Raw genomic sequence first — 15322 nt, 5'->3', positions numbered from 1 at the left:
CGGGATAGCAGTGACGATTCCAGACCCAGCCGCTGCGGGTTCGGGTGAGGTGGTCGCTGCGCCATACCCGGAACCACCGGTCGTTCCGATCAGTCCGTGGGGCCATACTCGGCCGTCGCTGGGCGACCGGATCTTCCGTCGGCTGGCGGAGGGCGCCGGTGTGCTCATCGTGGTGCTGATCGCCGCCATCGGCATGTTCCTGTCGGCCAGCGCGCTTCCGGCGTTGGCGCGCAACCGGGTGAACTTCTTCACCTACGCCGGAAGCTGGTCTACCGCGGATACCTCGGCGATGCGGTTCGGGATCTTCGAATTGCTGCAGGTCACCGTGCTGGTGGCGGTGTTCGCCCTGCTCGTGGCGATGCCGGTGGCGCTCGGGGTGGCGATCTACCTCACCCAGTACGCGCCGCGCCGGCTCGGCGGGCCGATGTCCTACCTGGTCGATCTGTTGGCCGCGGTGCCGTCGATCATCTACGGCGTCTGGGGACTGTACGTGCTGGCGCCTCAGCTGCGGCCGGTCGCCACCTGGCTGAACGCCCACCTGGGTGGTTGCTTCCTGTTCGCCACCGGCAACGCCTCGGTGTCCGGTGGCGGCACGATTTTCACCGGCGGGATGGTGCTGGCGGTGATGATCCTGCCGATCATCACTGCGGTCACCCGCGAAGTGTTCGTGCAGACACCGCATGAGGAGATCGAGGCCGCGCTGGCGCTGGGCGCCACCCGTTGGGAGGTGGTCAAGACGACCGTGCTGCCGTTCGGCCGGTCGGGATTCGTCAGCGGCGCGATTTTGGGTTTGGGCCGCGCCCTGGGTGAAACGATGGCGCTGCTGATCATCTTGCGCGGTACGCAGGAGGCGTTCGGCTGGTCGCTGTTCGACGGCGGTTCCACCTTCGCCACCAAGATCGCCGCGGCGGCGCCCGAGTTCGACAATCCATATAAGGCCGGCGCCTACATCGCCGCCGGTCTGGTGCTTTTCCTGCTCACGTTCGTGGTCAACGCGCTGGCGCGCGCGGTGGTGGCCGGAACCCGGGGCGGCAGGGAACTCCGATGACCTCGATGCTGGATCGCCCGCTGAAGTGGCGCCGAATCTCGGGCATCAGCCGGCGGCGTCGTCTCGCCGACTCCGTCGCCACCGTGTTGGTGACGTCGGCGATGCTGATCGCGTTGGCGCCGTTGATCTGGGTGTTGTGGTCAGTGGTCGTCCGTGGGTTTCGCTCGCTGACCTCGAGCGTCTGGTGGACCCATTCGCAGGCGGGTACCACGGCCTTCGAACCGGGCGGGGGTGCCTACCACGCGATCGTGGGCACCCTGCTGCTCGGGTTGATGTGTGCGGCGATGTCCATTCCGATCGGTGTCTTGGTGGGGATCTACCTGGTGGAATACGGCGGCTGCAGCCCGTTGGGGCGGCTGGTCAGCTTCATGGTGGACATCTTGGCCGGCGTTCCCTCGATGGTTGCCGCGCTGTTCATCTATGCGGTGTGGGTTTCGGCGATGGGTCTGCCTCGTTCGGAGTTCGCGGTTTCGCTGGCGTTGGTGCTGTTGATGCTGCCGGTGATCGTCCGCGCGACCGAGGAGATGTTGCGGATTGTTCCGGTCGACCTGCGCGAGGCCAGTTATGCGCTGGGAGTGACGAAGTGGAAGACGATCACACGGGTGGTGCTGCCCACCGGCCGGTCCGGCATATTGACGGGCATCCTGCTGGCGTTGGCCCGCGTGCTGGGGGAGACGGCACCGTTGCTGATCCTGGTGGGTTACTCCCGCGCGATGAATTTCGACGTATTCAGCGGGTTCATCGGGACGTTGCCCGGAATGATGTATTTCCAGACGACGGCGGGGGCGGGCGCGGATCCGGTCTCCACCGAGCGGTTGTGGGGCGCTGGCCTGACACTGATCGTATTGATTGGGATGATCAACGTGGGAGCCAGAGTGGTGGCGAAGATCTTTGACCCGAGAAGTCGTAGTTAGGGGAGTTTGCCGTGGCCAAACGGTTGGACCTCAAAGAGGTCAACATCTATTACGGCTCGTTTCACGCGGTCGCCGATGTCTCGCTGTCGGTGCTGCCGCGCAGCGTCACAGCGTTCATCGGGCCGTCGGGCTGTGGCAAGACGACGGTGTTGCGCACCCTGAACCGGATGCACGAGGTGATTCCGGGCGCGCGGGTCGAAGGCAGCGTGATGCTCGACGACGAAGACATCTACGGGACCCGCATCGACCCGGTGGGGGTGCGCCGGGCGATCGGAATGGTGTTCCAGCGGCCGAACCCGTTCCCGGCCATGTCGATCCGCGACAACGTGGTGGCCGGTCTGAAGTTGCAGGGTGTCCGAAATCGCAAGGTACTCAACGAGACCGCGGAACATTCGCTGCGCGGGGCGAACCTGTGGGACGAGGTGAAGGACAGGCTGGACCGGCCCGGCGGCGGCTTGTCCGGTGGGCAGCAGCAGCGACTTTGCATCGCGCGGGCCATCGCGGTGCAACCCGACGTGTTGCTGATGGACGAACCGTGCTCGGCGCTGGACCCGATCTCGACGATGGCGATCGAAGAACTGATCAGCGAACTCAAGCAGGACTACACCATCGTGATCGTCACCCACAACATGCAGCAGGCCGCCCGGGTGAGCGATCAGACGGCGTTCTTCAACCTGGAATCGCAGGGAAAACCCGGCCGCTTGGTCGAGATCGACGACACCGAGAAGATCTTCTCCAACCCCACCCAGAAAGCCACCGAGGACTACATTTCCGGCCGGTTCGGCTAGCCGGACGCGGTCGGGAGGTCGTCCTCGAATTTGCCGGTGGCCTGAAAGATGACCCGGCGCGCGACCTCGACGGCATGGTCGGCGAAGCGCTCGTAGAACCGGCCCAGCAACGTCACGTCGACGGCGGCCGCCACCCCGTAGCGCCATTCGCGGTCCATCAGCACGCTGAACAGGTGCCGGTGCAGGTCGTCCATCGCGTCGTCTTCTTCGCGGATCCGCGCGGCCTTCTCGGGGTCGCGGGATATCAGCACCTCCTGCGCGCTGTTGCCCAGTTCGACTGCGACCCTTCCCATTTCGGCGAAATAGCCGTTCACCTCTTCGGGCAGGGCGTGTTGGGGATGGCGGCGCCGGGCGATCTTGGCCACGTGCAGGGCCAGCGCGCCCATCCGGTCGATGTCGGCGACGATCTGGATCGCGCTCACGATGGACCTCAGGTCGCCGGCGACCGGCGCTTGCAGGGCCAGCAGCACGAACGCGCTCTCTTCGGCCTGGGTGCTGAGCGCTGAGATTTGTTCGTGGTCGGAGATCACTTGTTCGGCCAGCACCAGGTCGGCCTGCAAGAGAGCCTGGGTGGCCCGTTCCATCGCCGCACCCGCCAGCCCGCACATCTGCCCGAGCCGTTGCGACAGTTCGTTGAGTTGCTCGTGATACGCGGTCCGCATGGGGTAAAGCCTACGGTCCAATCAGGTCAAACGGAGGCATGCCGCTCACCTACAGGTTATTCGCAGCTGGTGTCGGCGGCGTTGGTGATCGTGAGGTCTTCGGGCAGCTTGGTGGGCGTGCTGACGGTGCCGCGGGTGATCTGCATGCTCACCGACGAGCCGCTGGGCGGGGGTGCGCTCACGGTGCTGAAGTCGGCGCCCAGGACCACCTGAACCACGGAGCCGATCCCGGTGACCCGCTCGGTCTTCGAGTTGCCGAAGGCCGCAGCCACGGTGGCGGCCGCCTGCTCGTTGCCCGGCGAGAAGAACACGGTGGTGGCCTTGAGCGCGTTCGGGTAGTCGTCGGGCGTCATGACGTTGAAGCCGTTGCGCTTGAGCTGGCCGGCGGCGGTGGCGGCCAGCCCCTCGGTACTGGTCCCGTTGGAGACCTGCACGGTGACCTCTTGCGGCGAGGTCGTGGTCACCTGCTCGTGGCGGGTCTCGTTGGACGGGTTGGCCGGAGGCTTCTTGGCGGGCGACGGCGAGCTGGCCCCGCCCGACGCCGCTGAGTTGCCCAGGCTCTGGGCGTTGTTGTCGTTCTCCTTGGGCAGCGGATCGTCGTTGATGATGGCCGCGAACAACGCTTTCATGTCGGCCGTGCGGGGCGGCTCGTTGCCGTCCTGGTCGGTGACCCCGGTGGGGACGGTGACGAACGTGACGTGGCCGGCGGCCATGTGCTGCAGCGAGCGTCCGAGTTCGACCAGGTCTCTGGTCTTGACGTTGTCGACGTAACTGTTGCCGATGAACATGTTGACGACGTTGTTGAGCTTGTTGAGGTTCATCAACGTGTCCTCGGAGATCATCGTGCGCAGCAGCGACGACAGGAACAGCTGCTGCCGCTTGATGCGTCCGTAGTCGCCGTTCACCTCGGTGGTCACCTGGCGGGCACGCACGTAGCTCAGCGCGGTGGGTCCGTCGATGACCTGCCGCCCGGCGTGCTCGAGCACCGTGCCCAGCTCGTAGTCCTTCAGCGGCGTGGTGCTACATACCTCCACCCCGCCGAGCGCCTCGACCATCCGGCCGAAACCGACGAAGTCAATGGCGATGAAGCGGTTCACGCTCAGGCCCGAGAGCTTCTGGATGACCTTGACCAGACACTTGGGTCCGCCGAAGGAGAAGGCGGAGTTCAGCTTGGTCTCGGTGTAGACCATCCGTGGGCCGGTGGTTTTGGTCTTGGGGTCGTAGATGGGGCCGTACTTGCCGGTCTCGGGATTCCACGCCTCGCATTGGATCGGGCTGATCGCCAGGTCGCGGGGGAACGAGACGGCGACCACCCGCTGCCGGTTGGCCGGGATGTTGACCAGCATGACGGTGTCCGACCGGGCGCCACCGGCGTCGTCGGCGTCGCCGGCCCCGACGTTGGCGTTGGCACCCAGCCGGGAGTCCATGCCGACGATCAGGAAGTTCTCGTCACCGTATTGCGCGTTGGGATCGACGATGTCGGTCGACTGCGGATCCAGCGCGCTGACGGTATTCAGCTTGTTGTTCTTCGACGCGCTCCATTGGTAGGCACCGCCGGTCATCGCCAGCGACATCATGGCGATGACGACGGCCAATGCGCGGCCCGCGATCAGGATCCGGTGTCGACGGTTTCGCTGCTTGGGCTCGCGGTTCTTCGGGGGGCGGCCGGTGGCGGGCGCCGTCTTGCCGAACCGCCTGAGCCGTCGCTTCGGGGCCAGGTCTTCCTCGGCGGAGTCGGCCGGGTAGTTGGTGGCGCCGAGGTCGGGCAACTCGGATTGCAGCTGCAGTGAGTAGGCGGGGATCGGCAGGACCTGGGTGTCGGACAGGTCGATCTCGGCGGGCTCTGGTTCCGGTTCCGGTTCGGGCTCGGTTTCCGGTTGCTCGCCGGCCGGCTCCGGCTCGTCGGCCACGTGATGGTGGGTGGGGCGCTCCGGCAGCGTGGCGCCGAGCCTGGCGATCAGCTCGGCGACGCTCAGCGCGCCGCTGGTGCGGCCGCCGGCGTCCCCGGACGGCGTGGCGGTGTGCTCGGTCGGCTCCTTCGGGCGCGGTTTGGGCGACCACCGGCACAGTTCTTCGTCCACCACCGGCGCGGAGAAGCGCTCCCACGGCGCGGCGCCTGGCATCTGGTGCGGGTTTGCGGTACTGAAGTCATTACCGCTGCCGGAGCTGCGCCGAGGGTCAGGAGTGGCGTCCTTATCGCCGTCACTCATGTCCTACTGGCCTCCAACAGTCGCGTGCGTGTAGATGCGCGCAGGTAAACGCAGCAGCGCGTCGATCGGCGCCGCAGAATAGCAGTAAGGCTCATATCGTACTGACTAGTCGGCCGAGACGCGATTTCGAGACCGTTTCGGTTCGGCCACTGCCCCTTGCGGATCAGCCCCCCGAGTGCATCACGTCGGCGCCCTCGGGCACCCTGCAGTCGTCGGGATCGTCCAGCCAGCCCTCGGGCAGGCAGACCCGCGCCGGCGAGCCCTGCCGGCCGCGTGGGCCGGTGGCGGCCACCGGGAACGCCACGTCGCGGTCCAGCTTGGCCAGCAGTTCGTCGAGCTCGGCGAGCGTCTTGACCAGCGCCAATCCGCGCCGCAGCTCGGAGCCGGCCGGGAACCCGTGCAGGTACCAGGCGACGTGCTTGCGGATCTCGCGCATCCCTTTGTCCTCGCCGAAGTGCTGGCTCAGGAGCTCGCCGTGCCGGCGGATGATGTCGGCGACCTCGCCCAGGTTGGGCGGGACGGGTGCCGGGCTGCCGGTGAACGCGGCCGACAGTTCGGCGAAAAGCCACGGCCGACCCAGACAGCCGCGGCCGATGACCACGCCGTCGCATCCGGTGGCGGCCATCATGGCCAGGGCGTCGCTGGCGTCGTAGATGTCGCCGTTGCCCAGCACCGGAATGGTGCGGACCTGCTGCTTGAGCAGCGCGATCTGGTCCCAGTCGGCGGTCCCGGAGTAGCGCTGGGCGGCTGTGCGGGCGTGCAGCGCGACAGCGGCCGCACCCTCGGCCTCGGCGATGCGTCCGGCGTCCAGGTGGGTGTGGTGCTCGTCGTCGATGCCGATGCGGAACTTGACCGTCACCGGGATGTCGGTCCCTGCCGTGGCGCGCACTGCCGCGGCGACGATCTGGCCGAACAGCCGACGTTTGTAGGGCAGCGCGGCGCCGCCGCCGCGCTTGGTGACCTTGGGCACGGGACAGCCGAAGTTCATGTCGATGTGGTCGGCCAGGCCTTCGTCGGCGATCATCTTGGCCGCGGCGTAGGTGGTGTCGGGGTCGACGGTGTAGAGCTGCAGCGACCGCGGCGATTCGTCCGGGGCGAACGTCGTCATGTGCATCGTCACCGGGTGGCGCTCGACGAGCGCGCGGGCGGTGACCATTTCGCAGACGTACAGGCCGCTGACCGTGCCGACCTTGGCCTGCTCCTGCTCGCGGCACAGCGTGCGGAATGCGACGTTGGTCACGCCGGCCATGGGCGCCAGCACCACCGGGCTGGCCAGCGTGATCGGACCGATGCGCAAGACCGCTACCGGCGGCTCATCGTCAGCGTGCCGGCGGTTTTGTGCAGTTCCATCGCGGTGGTCTTCTTGCCGGTGCGGGCTTCCCGGTCGAGCTGGCGCTGCTTGGACACCTCGAACTTGTCGCAGGTGGTCTCCAGTTCCTTGATCAGCAGAGCGAGGTCGTCACGCAGTGCGGCCGCCTCACCGGTGAAGTCGTCGCGCTCGAAGATGCGCCACTTCTTCAGCACCGGCATCACGACGTCGTCGAGGTGGATGCGGGGGTCGTAGACCCCACCGACGGCGATCATCACGGCCTTGCGCCGGAACTCCGGCACCTGGTAGCCGGGCATCTGGAAGTTGCGCAGCACCTTGTGCAGCGACTTCATCGCCTGGTTGGGCGCTGCGTCGAAGCCGGCTTCGCTGACGTCCCGGTAGAAGATCATGTGCAGGTTCTCGTCGGCGGAGATCTTGGCCAGCATCTGGTCGGCGATGGTCTCGTTGCAGGCGCGACCGGTGTTGCGGTGCGAGATCCGGGTCGCCAACTCCTGGAAGGTGACGTAGATGACCGAATCGAACAGGCTCTCGGCGAACAGATCTTCGCGGACCTGGTGGTTCTGGCCGGGACTGAAGCCGCGGTTGATCACCTCGATTCGCAGCTTCTCCAGCTCGTAGGGGTCGACCGCGCGGGTCACCACCAGGTAGTCGCGCAGCGCGATGCCGTGCCGGTTCTCCTCGGCGGTCCACCGGTTGACCCAGTGGCCCCAGGGGCCGTCCAGGCCGAAATTCATCGCGATCTCGCGGTGGTAGGACGGCAGGTTGTCTTCGGTCATCAGGTTCTGGACCATCGCCACCTGGGCGACGTCGGACAGCTTGCTCTCCTCGGGATGCCAATCCTGGCCACCGAGGGCGTAGAAGTTCTTGCCGTCCGACCACGGAATGTAGTCGTGCGGGTTCCAGTCCTTGTGCATCTTTTCGTGCCGGTTGATGTATTTCTCGACGACCGGCTCGAGCTCGTGCAAAAGCTGCAGGTTGGTCAGCTCCGCTGACATAGCCCCTCCAGTTATCTGTGTCTTTGGGTAGCAGTCAGAATATCTGTGTCTACCGGTAGCATCAAGTTTGGTCGCGGTGTGGCGTATTACGCCATTATTACGGTGTGTGCCCTGATGGGCCGCTGTCCGAAAAGGGTGCCCGGCAGCTCGCGGTGTCAATCGTGCGGGCGGGCACCGACGGGAATTTCGATGCCGCCATGCTCCGGCTGCGGGACGTAGCTGGTGGCCCTGCTGAGCAGCATCTCGACGCAGTAGTCGATGAACTGCTCGCGGGTGGCCCCGAGTTGCCCGTTCAGGTAAGCCGTGAAAAGCCCGGTCAGCGCGCCGATCAGGCTGGTGGCGACCAGTTTCTGCACCACCGGGTCGACGATCCGCGACAGCTTGCGCTGCAGTAATTCGATGAAATTCGGCATCCATTCGGCGCCGGACTGGGTCAATATCGGCTCCACCGCGGGCGCCAGTAGCAGCACCCGGCCCCGCACCGGGTCGTCGACCATCAGCGCGACGAACTGCTCGACGGCTTCGCGTGGTGTCTTCGCGCAGGCCAGGGTGCTCATCGCCCGGGTGCAGACGTCGTCGTAGACCGCGCGGACGAAGTGCTCGCGGTCGGTGAAGCTCTCGTAGAAGTACCGCTCGGTCAGTCCGGCTTGGCGACAGACCGCGCGCACGGTGAGGGCCGGGCCGTTTTCGCTGCCGAGCAGTTGCACACCCGCGGCGAGCAGATCGTCGCGGCGCAGGGCGTGGCGGTCCTGCAAGGGGACGCCCGACCAGCGGCCCCGTCGTTGACCCGCCTGCACTTCTGCTCCTAAGATCGATTTGACAACGCTTGTAGTCAAAATGCTGAACACCGAGGAAAGCTACCAGTGACCCAAGATACGTCCGCTGCCTGCCCGATGACCACCACCGAGGACACCGTCGCCGGCGGCTGCCCGGTATCGCCGCTGGGATACGACGCTCCACCGGTGCCGCTCGGGCCGGAATCGTTGACCTGGAAGTACTTCGGTGACTGGCGCGGCATGCTGCAGGGTCCGTGGGCGGGATCGATGCAGAACATGCATCCGCAGCTGGGCGCCGCGGTCGAGGAGCATTCGACGTTTTTCCGGGAGCGCTGGCCGCGGCTGATGCGTTCGCTGTACCCGATCGGCGGGGTGGTGTTCGACGGCGACCGGGCCCCGGCGACCGCCGCGGAGGTGCGTGACTATCACGTCACCATCAAGGGCGTCGACGCGCAGGGCCGCCGCTACCACGCGCTGAACCCCGACGTCTTCTACTGGGCGCACGCCACCTTTTTCGTCGGCACCATCCTGGTTGCCGAACGGTTCTGCGGAGGTCTGACCGAGGCGGAGAAGCGCCAGCTCTTCGACGAGCACGTGCAGTGGTACCGGATGTATGGGATGAGCATGCGCCCGGTGCCGGGCTCGTGGGAGGAGTTCCAGCAGTACTGGGACCACATGTGCCGCAACGTGCTGGAGAACAACTACGCCGCGCGTGCCGTACTCGACCTCTCCGAACTGCCGCAGCCGCCGTTCGCGAGCTGGATTCCCGATCGGCTGTGGGCCGCCCAGCGCAAGCTGCTCGCCCCGTTCATGGTCTGGCTGACCGTGGGTCTCTACGACCAGCCGGTCCGAGACCTGATGGGCTACAGCTGGTCCGCGCGCGACGAATGGTTGCACCGCCGGTTCGGAGACCTGGTGCGGGTGGTCTTCACCTTCGTGCCGCGACGGTACCGCAAGCATCCGCGGCCCCGGGCCGGCCTGGATCGCGTCAGGGGTCGGATCCCCGCCGACGCACCGCTGCCGCAGACGCCGGCGCGCAACTTGCCGCCGCTGGACGAGCGGGACAACCCGATGCATTACTGCCCCACGGTCTGACGCCGAGGCGCCGGCCTACCTAATGCGGGTGGCTGTGCGTGGCTTCCAGGCCGGACTGGTGCACGTGCTGGTGGGTGTGCTGGGTGCCGTCGTCATGGGTGTGGGTGTGCTCGTGCACCACGTGGTCGTGGTCATGAGCTGTGTGGGGGTGGCTGTGGGATACGCCGCCGTGCTGGTGTTCGTGCGCGTGGGGGGCGTCGTGGCTGTGCTCTGACATTTCTGACTCCTCTATAAGGTTGTGCCACTTCATTTTTCGCTGACGGCGTGCAGCCCGTCCGCGCCGCGGTGGTGACGGGGGACGCCGGGGCCGGCGTGTTCGGCGTTGTGGACGGCGTCGATGACGAGTTGGCGCACGTGATCGTTTTCCAGGCTGTAGAAGATCGTGGTGCCGTCCCGGCGGGTGCGCACCAGCCGTGCCATGCGCAGCTTGGCCAGGTGCTGGGAGACCGAGGGGGCGGGCTTGCCCACGTGTTCGGCGAGCTCGTTCACCGACATCTCATGGTGGGACAGCGACCACAGCACCTGCACCCGGGTGGCGTCGGCGAGCATGCGGAAGACCTCGACCACCAACGCGACCTGGTCCGGCGGCAGGCGCCGTAGCTTGTTATCTGCATGCATGCGCAGATAATAGTTAACAGGCGGGTCCGGGTGTCAAGGCCGGGGTCTCAGCCGGGCGGGACCCGGGTCGCGGCGCGGTCGCCGCCGTTACGCTCCTGCCACAACCGGTAGACCTGCACCGCGGTGTCGCGCGGCTCGTGGCGCATCGGCAGCCGTCGGTCCCGCCAGTCTTTGCCGAATTCGTCGTAGAACGTGGCCAGCTCGAAGTACTTGCGATCGTCGACGTAGTGGGGCTCGTAGGCCTCGCGGGTGGTCAGGAACACCACCTCGTCGGGTGAGCAGTAGTACAGCGAGCCCAGACACATCGGACACGGATGGGCCAGGACGTAGATGGTGGTGCCGACCAGGTGCTCGGTGCCAAGCTTCGTGCACGCCGCGCGGATCGCCAGGATCTCGGCATGCGCGGTGGGGTCGTTGGTCTGGGCGACCCTATTGGCGCTCTCGGCCAGTACCGCCCCGTCCTTGACGATGACGGTCGCGAACGGCCGGCCGCCTTCGGCGACGTTGCGACGGGCCAGGTCGATGGTGCGCTGGGCGAAGTCGGTCACAGCTGGCAGGGTAGTCCCGACCACCGAGCGCCGAACCGTGTCCGCCGGCCTGCGCGACGATTGCGCGCCTTCAACGACCTCGGCCACCCCAACGACGAAGTCGCTGAGGCCTTCGCCGAAGTCATCGCACCAGCGCGGTGCCCGAGGGTTAGTTGGTGGTGCTGGAATTGCGCAGCAGCTCGTCCTTGAGCCGCGTGGTCAGCATGTCCTGGAACACCGTCTGCGCCGGGGCGTACAGGTCCCGGAAGGTCGACACCAGCGCTTCGCGGCTGTACTCCGGAATCGCCCCGGTGGGCGGGGTCCAGAAGCTGTCGAGGTCCATCAGGAAGAACTGACCGGTTGCCGGCGGGGTCACCCGGCGCAGGTGGTAGTTGGCGTCCAGCGCCTGGCCGACACCCGGGCCGTACCGCACGATCAGCGATTTGCCGGGCTGTGCCTCGCGGTAGACCGCGGCGCCCTGCCATTCGGTCAGGGCCAGGCCGCTGGGAGCCAGGCGCTGCGGACCGAGCAGGCTGTCGTCGATCCAGTTGCTCCACTCGATGCGGCCGTCGACGCCGGGGGGCACCCGGACCTCCAGGACGTAGCGCAGGCCGATGCGCTCGACGCCCACGATCGACGAGACCGCGGCGCGGGCGTCGACCACCCGCATCGCGATGTCCAGGAAGGAGTCGAAGTTGGTGTACGCGCTGGTCTCGACGACGATCGCCTGGTTCTTCAGCGACGCGGCCGTGGTGTTGTCGCGGTTGGAGAAGCGCACGAAGCGGTCGGCAACCGGCTGGGGGGGCTGGCCGGGGGCGGTCACGCCCCACTGGACGTCCTGGGCTTGGCGCTCGATCGGCAGATCGTTGAGCAGGAGCTGCTTGAGTTCGCGGTTTGCCGTTTCGGTGAGCGAGTCTGTTGCGGGGTGACGGATTTCGAGCGTCACCAGGGCTACGGGGGCGTTGGGTTGGTCAGCCTGATTCACGTCGGGAAGCATAGCCGCGAGCATAACCAAGCGGGCGGCATTGAAAAGGACTGCCCCGATTGGTGCTCGATTGCTCCCCGAAGGGGCCCGACACGTGCTCAAATGACGCTCGGCTGGTGCCCCCAGTAGGACTCGAACCTACGACCTGCGGATTAAAAGTCCGTAGCTCTACCAACTGAGCTATAGGGGCGGGAGACTCAGGATACTGCCTGCCGGTGTAGCCCTCGTTTGAGGATTGGGGCCGGGGTGCCCTAAGCTGGCTTGGCTCCCAACGTTGATCTCGTTGCGAGTGCCCCGGAGAGATTCGGTTCTGGCCCCCTTCGTCTAGCGGCCTAGGACGCCGCCCTTTCAAGGCGGTAGCGCGGGTTCGAATCCCGTAGGGGGTACTTGCGCCGCGGATCGCGCGGGGCAGCAGCAAGGCCCTGTGGCGCAGTTGGTTAGCGCGCCGCCCTGTCACGGCGGAGGTCGCGGGTTCGAGTCCCGTCAGGGTCGCCAGCACGGCGAGGCACACGCTGCCTGCCGGCTTCCGGCCAGGTAGCTCAGTCGGTACGAGCGTCCGCCTGAAAAGCGGAAGGTCGGCGGTTCGATCCCGCCCCTGGCCACCCTGTATCAACTGCTGTCAGCACCCGTCTGTACCTAGTGCTCCGGGTGGCCGGATGGGCCCGGCCTCCGACCTCTCAGCGGCAGACCTGACGACCGTTTCCACGGTCGACTTTCAGCACCCCGGGCACTGGCTCAGTTTGGGATCGGTAGCGGTGAAACCGGTGCTAGCGTGCGGCAATGGAAGTCGCTCACGCCCTGGGGATAGTGCCGCGGGTCGGCCACTTCCTGAATCATCCGTACGTCTACGGACCGATCATCCTCGCCCTGCTGGCTTTCATCTTCGTACGGGACAGGAAGCGACGGAATCCCGAAATTCGCGGTACCGCGCTGACGGGGACGGCGCGGGTTCTATCGGTGAAGCAAGTAGGTGGCGGCGGCGACGAGCATCAGTACCGTCGGCTCACGGTCCGGCTTGGCCTCAGGGTGGAAATCGCTGGCCGCCAACCCTATGACGTCGACGTTGAGCGGGACATCGACCTTATCCATGTGCCCCGCGTCCAGGTCGGCGCGACTATCCCGGTACAGGTTGATCCCGCCGACCCGCAAAAGGTCCGGTTCGAATTCGGCCAGCCCAGCGCGTAACGAGGTGGAGCCGATTTGCTCTGCACCAGAGGTCCTCGCGCCAGCGGACGGTATGCCCGGTCGGCCGGCCACGTGAAACAATCGGCCGCACACCCTTTCGCAGCTTGATGCGCTGCAGGGTGCGTTTGATATCGAGCCCGTAGATGCCCTCGATGAATTCGGCGACGGTCGAGTCCACCGTCGCGGTCCCCTCGTAGCTGCGATAGGTCTGTTCGGCCGTCTGGTAGTGGTTGAGTCGGACGCCGAACGCGTTCTGCATCTGTTCGACTGTCCCGGTAGCCCACACGGTCCGCCGCGCGATGCAGGTGTCGACGATCGTAAGACCTTGGCTTTCAGCATGATCCGCGACTCTGTCGATCTCCGATGGCGACGCACCGTAAGTGGCGTTCCTCACGGGCTCGGGTACGGCGTCCCGGTCACGATCGAATCGGCCGCCTCGGCCAGCACCGTGAGTTCCAGACCGCCCAGGAACGGCAGCAGGCCGAAGTTCGCCGCGATCGGGTCGCCGAGCGCGTTGAGCAGCCCCTGCAGCGGTTGTCCGGTCACCATCTGGCTGATGCCGCCGAGGAACAGGTTCAGGTCGTAGGACGGCAGCGAAACCAGTGCCGCCGTGGCGATGTCGGCGGTCGGGAGCAGAGTCGCGTAGGCCGTCGAGACGGCCGTCGTGGCGCCACCGATGATCTGGGTGTTCGCCATCTGCAGCCCCGCCAGCAGGTCCGGGATCGACATCGGCACCTTCGGCAGGGTCAGGGCTCCGGTCCCCGACAGCAGCGACCCGAGCGACCCGAGCGAACCGAACGACGGCATGCCGATCCCCTGAATGTCGTTGACAGCGGCCGTGATTCCCGCCGGGATCCCAGCCAGCATCGCCGGACCCAGTGCCATGGTGTCGCTCAGCGGCGGCAGGAAGCCGAATGGGGTGGGCACATTGGCCGGCCCGGTGGACCAGCCGTAGTTCGGGTCGCCGTAGCCCCAGTTCACCAATGGCCGCAGCACCGGCTGGATCAGGTCGGCCAGCGGGTCGCCGACCACCGGGAGGTACCGCAGCGGCTCCAGCAGCGGCAGGTTTTGGCTGGGAATCATGTAGTAGGTGGTCATGGTGGACCCGGCCGTGGGCAACATGACCGCCGAGGCGAGCTGCGCGGCGGTCAGGCTGTCGTAGGTCCCGTGCACGGTGACCATCCCGAACAGCGCGTTGAGGTCGGACACGATATTGATCGGGTAGCGCGGGAAGTCCGCCCAGCCGTCGTATTCGAGGGTGTAGGAGATGGTGTGGAAGCTGTTGGTGGGCGCCGCGCCCAGCGTGCTGAAGCCCAGGGTCGGCAGACTCAAACCGGGGAAGCGTGCGTCCCAGCCGCCGTTGGGATTCATCGAATTGCCAAGCAGCACAAAGTTTATCGGTAACGAGCTGGGAGTCCCGGAAGGGTCCAACTGCTGCATCAGCAGTGAGGCGATGTTGGCGCTCTGCGAATAGCCCAGCACGTTGACGCTGTTGCCGAGTGCGAGTTGCTGTTGGACCGCGTTGTTCAGGATCGTCACGCCGCGCGACAGCGACACCGCCTGGGTGAGGTCCTTGATTCCGCTGTCGGGGTATTCCCCGGCCGGCAGCGTCAGCGCTTGGATGATTCCGGCCGGGAAATTGGGGGTGAGGTAGCGGCTGACGACGTCGGCCACGAACTGCGACGACGGTGTCGGCGTGCCGCTGCCGGCCATCACGAAGGTGACGGTCGGGTCCGCGGCCAGGGCGCTCAGGTTGGCGGACTCGGTGCCGGCGTACGCGGCGCCGGATGCGGCCAGCGCCTGGCCGAACTCGGCTTGCAACGCCGCGAGCTGGCGCAGGACCGCTTGGCACTCCACGGCATACGCGTTGAACAGGCCTGCGATGGCCTCGGATACCTCGTCGGCGGCGGCCGCCACCAGCCCGGTGGTGGCGCGGGCCGCGGTCGAGGTGGCCGCACGGACTGTAGAACCGATGGCGGCCACGTCGGTGGCCGCTGCTGTCAGTGCCGGCAATTGCGTCGTGAGCACGCCTAGCAGGCTGCCACGCCCAGCCGGTCACGCGCAGTCGAACACGATGTTCACCCGCGAAGAATCAGCCGATTCACAGGTGCCGCAGCAGGATTCGAAAGCGCTCGCCGACTATGCGGCGGGTCCGAGCGTGGGGTGTAGCGCCGCGACCGAGCGAACGT

General features: G+C 66.6%; 16 protein-coding genes and 4 tRNA genes. 8 read left to right on the top strand and 12 right to left on the bottom strand.

All coding sequences use genetic code 11. The features are described from left to right. Positions 1-4 precede the first annotated feature (4 nt). The 3 genes from pstC to pstB are packed head-to-tail and all read left to right on the top strand — an operon-like array spanning position 5 to position 2750. Positions 5-1048 carry a phosphate ABC transporter permease subunit PstC gene (gene pstC, locus MKCMC460_RS27075; RefSeq protein WP_370653203.1) on the top strand — a complete coding sequence of 348 codons (1044 nt, stop codon included), beginning with the start codon at positions 5-7 and terminating at the stop codon, positions 1046-1048. Further along, complete coding sequence (gene pstA / locus MKCMC460_RS27070; RefSeq protein ID WP_236978181.1) at positions 1045-1962, top strand: phosphate ABC transporter permease PstA; 918 nt, start codon at positions 1045-1047, stop codon at positions 1960-1962. Before pstC ends, pstA begins: the two co-directional genes overlap by 4 nt. A gap of 11 nt (positions 1963-1973) precedes the next feature. Continuing rightward, complete coding sequence (pstB, locus tag MKCMC460_RS27065; RefSeq protein WP_236978180.1) at positions 1974-2750, top strand: phosphate ABC transporter ATP-binding protein PstB; 777 nt, start codon at positions 1974-1976, stop codon at positions 2748-2750. On the opposite strand, the gene phoU is transcribed toward pstB, so the two are convergent. From phoU to MKCMC460_RS27040, 5 genes are all read right to left on the bottom strand, one after another. Then, complete coding sequence (phoU, locus tag MKCMC460_RS27060) at positions 2747-3412, bottom strand: phosphate signaling complex protein PhoU (RefSeq protein WP_236978179.1); 666 nt, start codon at positions 3410-3412, stop codon at positions 2747-2749. The genes pstB and phoU overlap by 4 nt on opposite strands. Before the next feature lie 56 nt (positions 3413-3468). Further along, a complete protein-coding gene (locus tag MKCMC460_RS27055; RefSeq protein WP_370653202.1) occupies positions 3469-5535 on the bottom strand; it encodes an LCP family protein in 2067 nt (688 codons plus the stop codon). 250 nt (positions 5536-5785) lie between these two features. After that, positions 5786-6919, bottom strand: a complete 1134-nt coding sequence (gene dusB / locus MKCMC460_RS27050) for a tRNA dihydrouridine synthase DusB (protein WP_255731049.1) — start codon at positions 6917-6919, stop codon at positions 5786-5788. Between the two features lie 5 nt (positions 6920-6924). Further along, on the bottom strand, positions 6925-7947 hold the full coding sequence (locus MKCMC460_RS27045; protein ID WP_236978175.1) for an acyl-ACP desaturase: 1023 nt from the start codon (positions 7945-7947) through the stop codon (positions 6925-6927). A gap of 155 nt (positions 7948-8102) precedes the next feature. Continuing rightward, positions 8103-8744, bottom strand: a complete 642-nt coding sequence (locus tag MKCMC460_RS27040; protein WP_236978174.1) for a TetR/AcrR family transcriptional regulator — start codon at positions 8742-8744, stop codon at positions 8103-8105. Between the two features lie 66 nt (positions 8745-8810). On the opposite strand from MKCMC460_RS27040, the gene MKCMC460_RS27035 reads away from it, so the two are divergent. After that, the gene (locus tag MKCMC460_RS27035; protein WP_236978173.1) at positions 8811-9818 is read left to right on the top strand and encodes an oxygenase MpaB family protein; all 1008 of its coding nucleotides are present in this window, start codon (positions 8811-8813) and stop codon (positions 9816-9818) included. 19 nt (positions 9819-9837) lie between these two features. On the opposite strand, the gene MKCMC460_RS27030 is transcribed toward MKCMC460_RS27035, so the two are convergent. The 5 genes from MKCMC460_RS27030 to MKCMC460_RS27010 form a co-directional block, all read right to left on the bottom strand. Next, positions 9838-10035: a zinc transporter Slc39a7 gene (locus MKCMC460_RS27030; protein WP_236978172.1), complete on the bottom strand. Its 198-nt coding sequence runs from the start codon at positions 10033-10035 to the stop codon at positions 9838-9840. A 29-nt stretch (positions 10036-10064) separates the two neighbouring features. After that, positions 10065-10436 (bottom strand): metalloregulator ArsR/SmtB family transcription factor, encoded by a 372-nt coding sequence (locus tag MKCMC460_RS27025; protein WP_236978171.1) that lies wholly within the window; start codon positions 10434-10436, stop codon positions 10065-10067. Positions 10437-10483: 47 nt separating this feature from the next. Next, entirely contained in the window at positions 10484-10984 is a 501-nt protein-coding gene (locus MKCMC460_RS27020) for a nucleoside deaminase (RefSeq protein ID WP_236978170.1), read from the bottom strand. Positions 10985-11132: 148 nt separating this feature from the next. After that, entirely contained in the window at positions 11133-11960 is an 828-nt protein-coding gene (locus MKCMC460_RS27015) for a TIGR04255 family protein (RefSeq protein ID WP_236978169.1), read from the bottom strand. A gap of 102 nt (positions 11961-12062) precedes the next feature. Next, a tRNA-Lys gene (locus tag MKCMC460_RS27010) sits at positions 12063-12138 on the bottom strand. Positions 12139-12261: 123 nt separating this feature from the next. On the opposite strand from MKCMC460_RS27010, the gene MKCMC460_RS27005 reads away from it, so the two are divergent. From MKCMC460_RS27005 to MKCMC460_RS26990, 4 genes are all read left to right on the top strand, one after another. Continuing rightward, positions 12262-12334 (top strand) — tRNA-Glu (locus tag MKCMC460_RS27005). 32 nt (positions 12335-12366) lie between these two features. Then, positions 12367-12443 (top strand) — tRNA-Asp (locus MKCMC460_RS27000). A 33-nt stretch (positions 12444-12476) separates the two neighbouring features. Next, a tRNA-Phe gene (locus MKCMC460_RS26995) sits at positions 12477-12550 on the top strand. Between the two features lie 178 nt (positions 12551-12728). Next, the gene (locus MKCMC460_RS26990) at positions 12729-13133 is read left to right on the top strand and encodes a hypothetical protein (RefSeq protein WP_236978167.1); all 405 of its coding nucleotides are present in this window, start codon (positions 12729-12731) and stop codon (positions 13131-13133) included. On the opposite strand, the gene MKCMC460_RS31925 is transcribed toward MKCMC460_RS26990, so the two are convergent. Beyond that, on the bottom strand, positions 13063-13527 hold the full coding sequence (locus MKCMC460_RS31925; RefSeq protein WP_370653038.1) for a protease pro-enzyme activation domain-containing protein: 465 nt from the start codon (positions 13525-13527) through the stop codon (positions 13063-13065). The genes MKCMC460_RS26990 and MKCMC460_RS31925 overlap by 71 nt on opposite strands. Then, the gene (locus tag MKCMC460_RS26985; RefSeq protein ID WP_236978165.1) at positions 13524-15161 is read right to left on the bottom strand and encodes a PE-PPE domain-containing protein; all 1638 of its coding nucleotides are present in this window, start codon (positions 15159-15161) and stop codon (positions 13524-13526) included. Before MKCMC460_RS26985 ends, MKCMC460_RS31925 begins: the two co-directional genes overlap by 4 nt. Between the last annotated feature and the right edge of the window lie 161 nt (positions 15162-15322).

The organism is Mycobacterium sp. 20KCMC460 (genome assembly GCF_022179425.1).
Lineage (GTDB): Bacteria > Actinomycetota > Actinomycetes > Mycobacteriales > Mycobacteriaceae > Mycobacterium > Mycobacterium kiyosense.
This window is presented reverse-complemented; position numbering and strand designations above follow the sequence as displayed.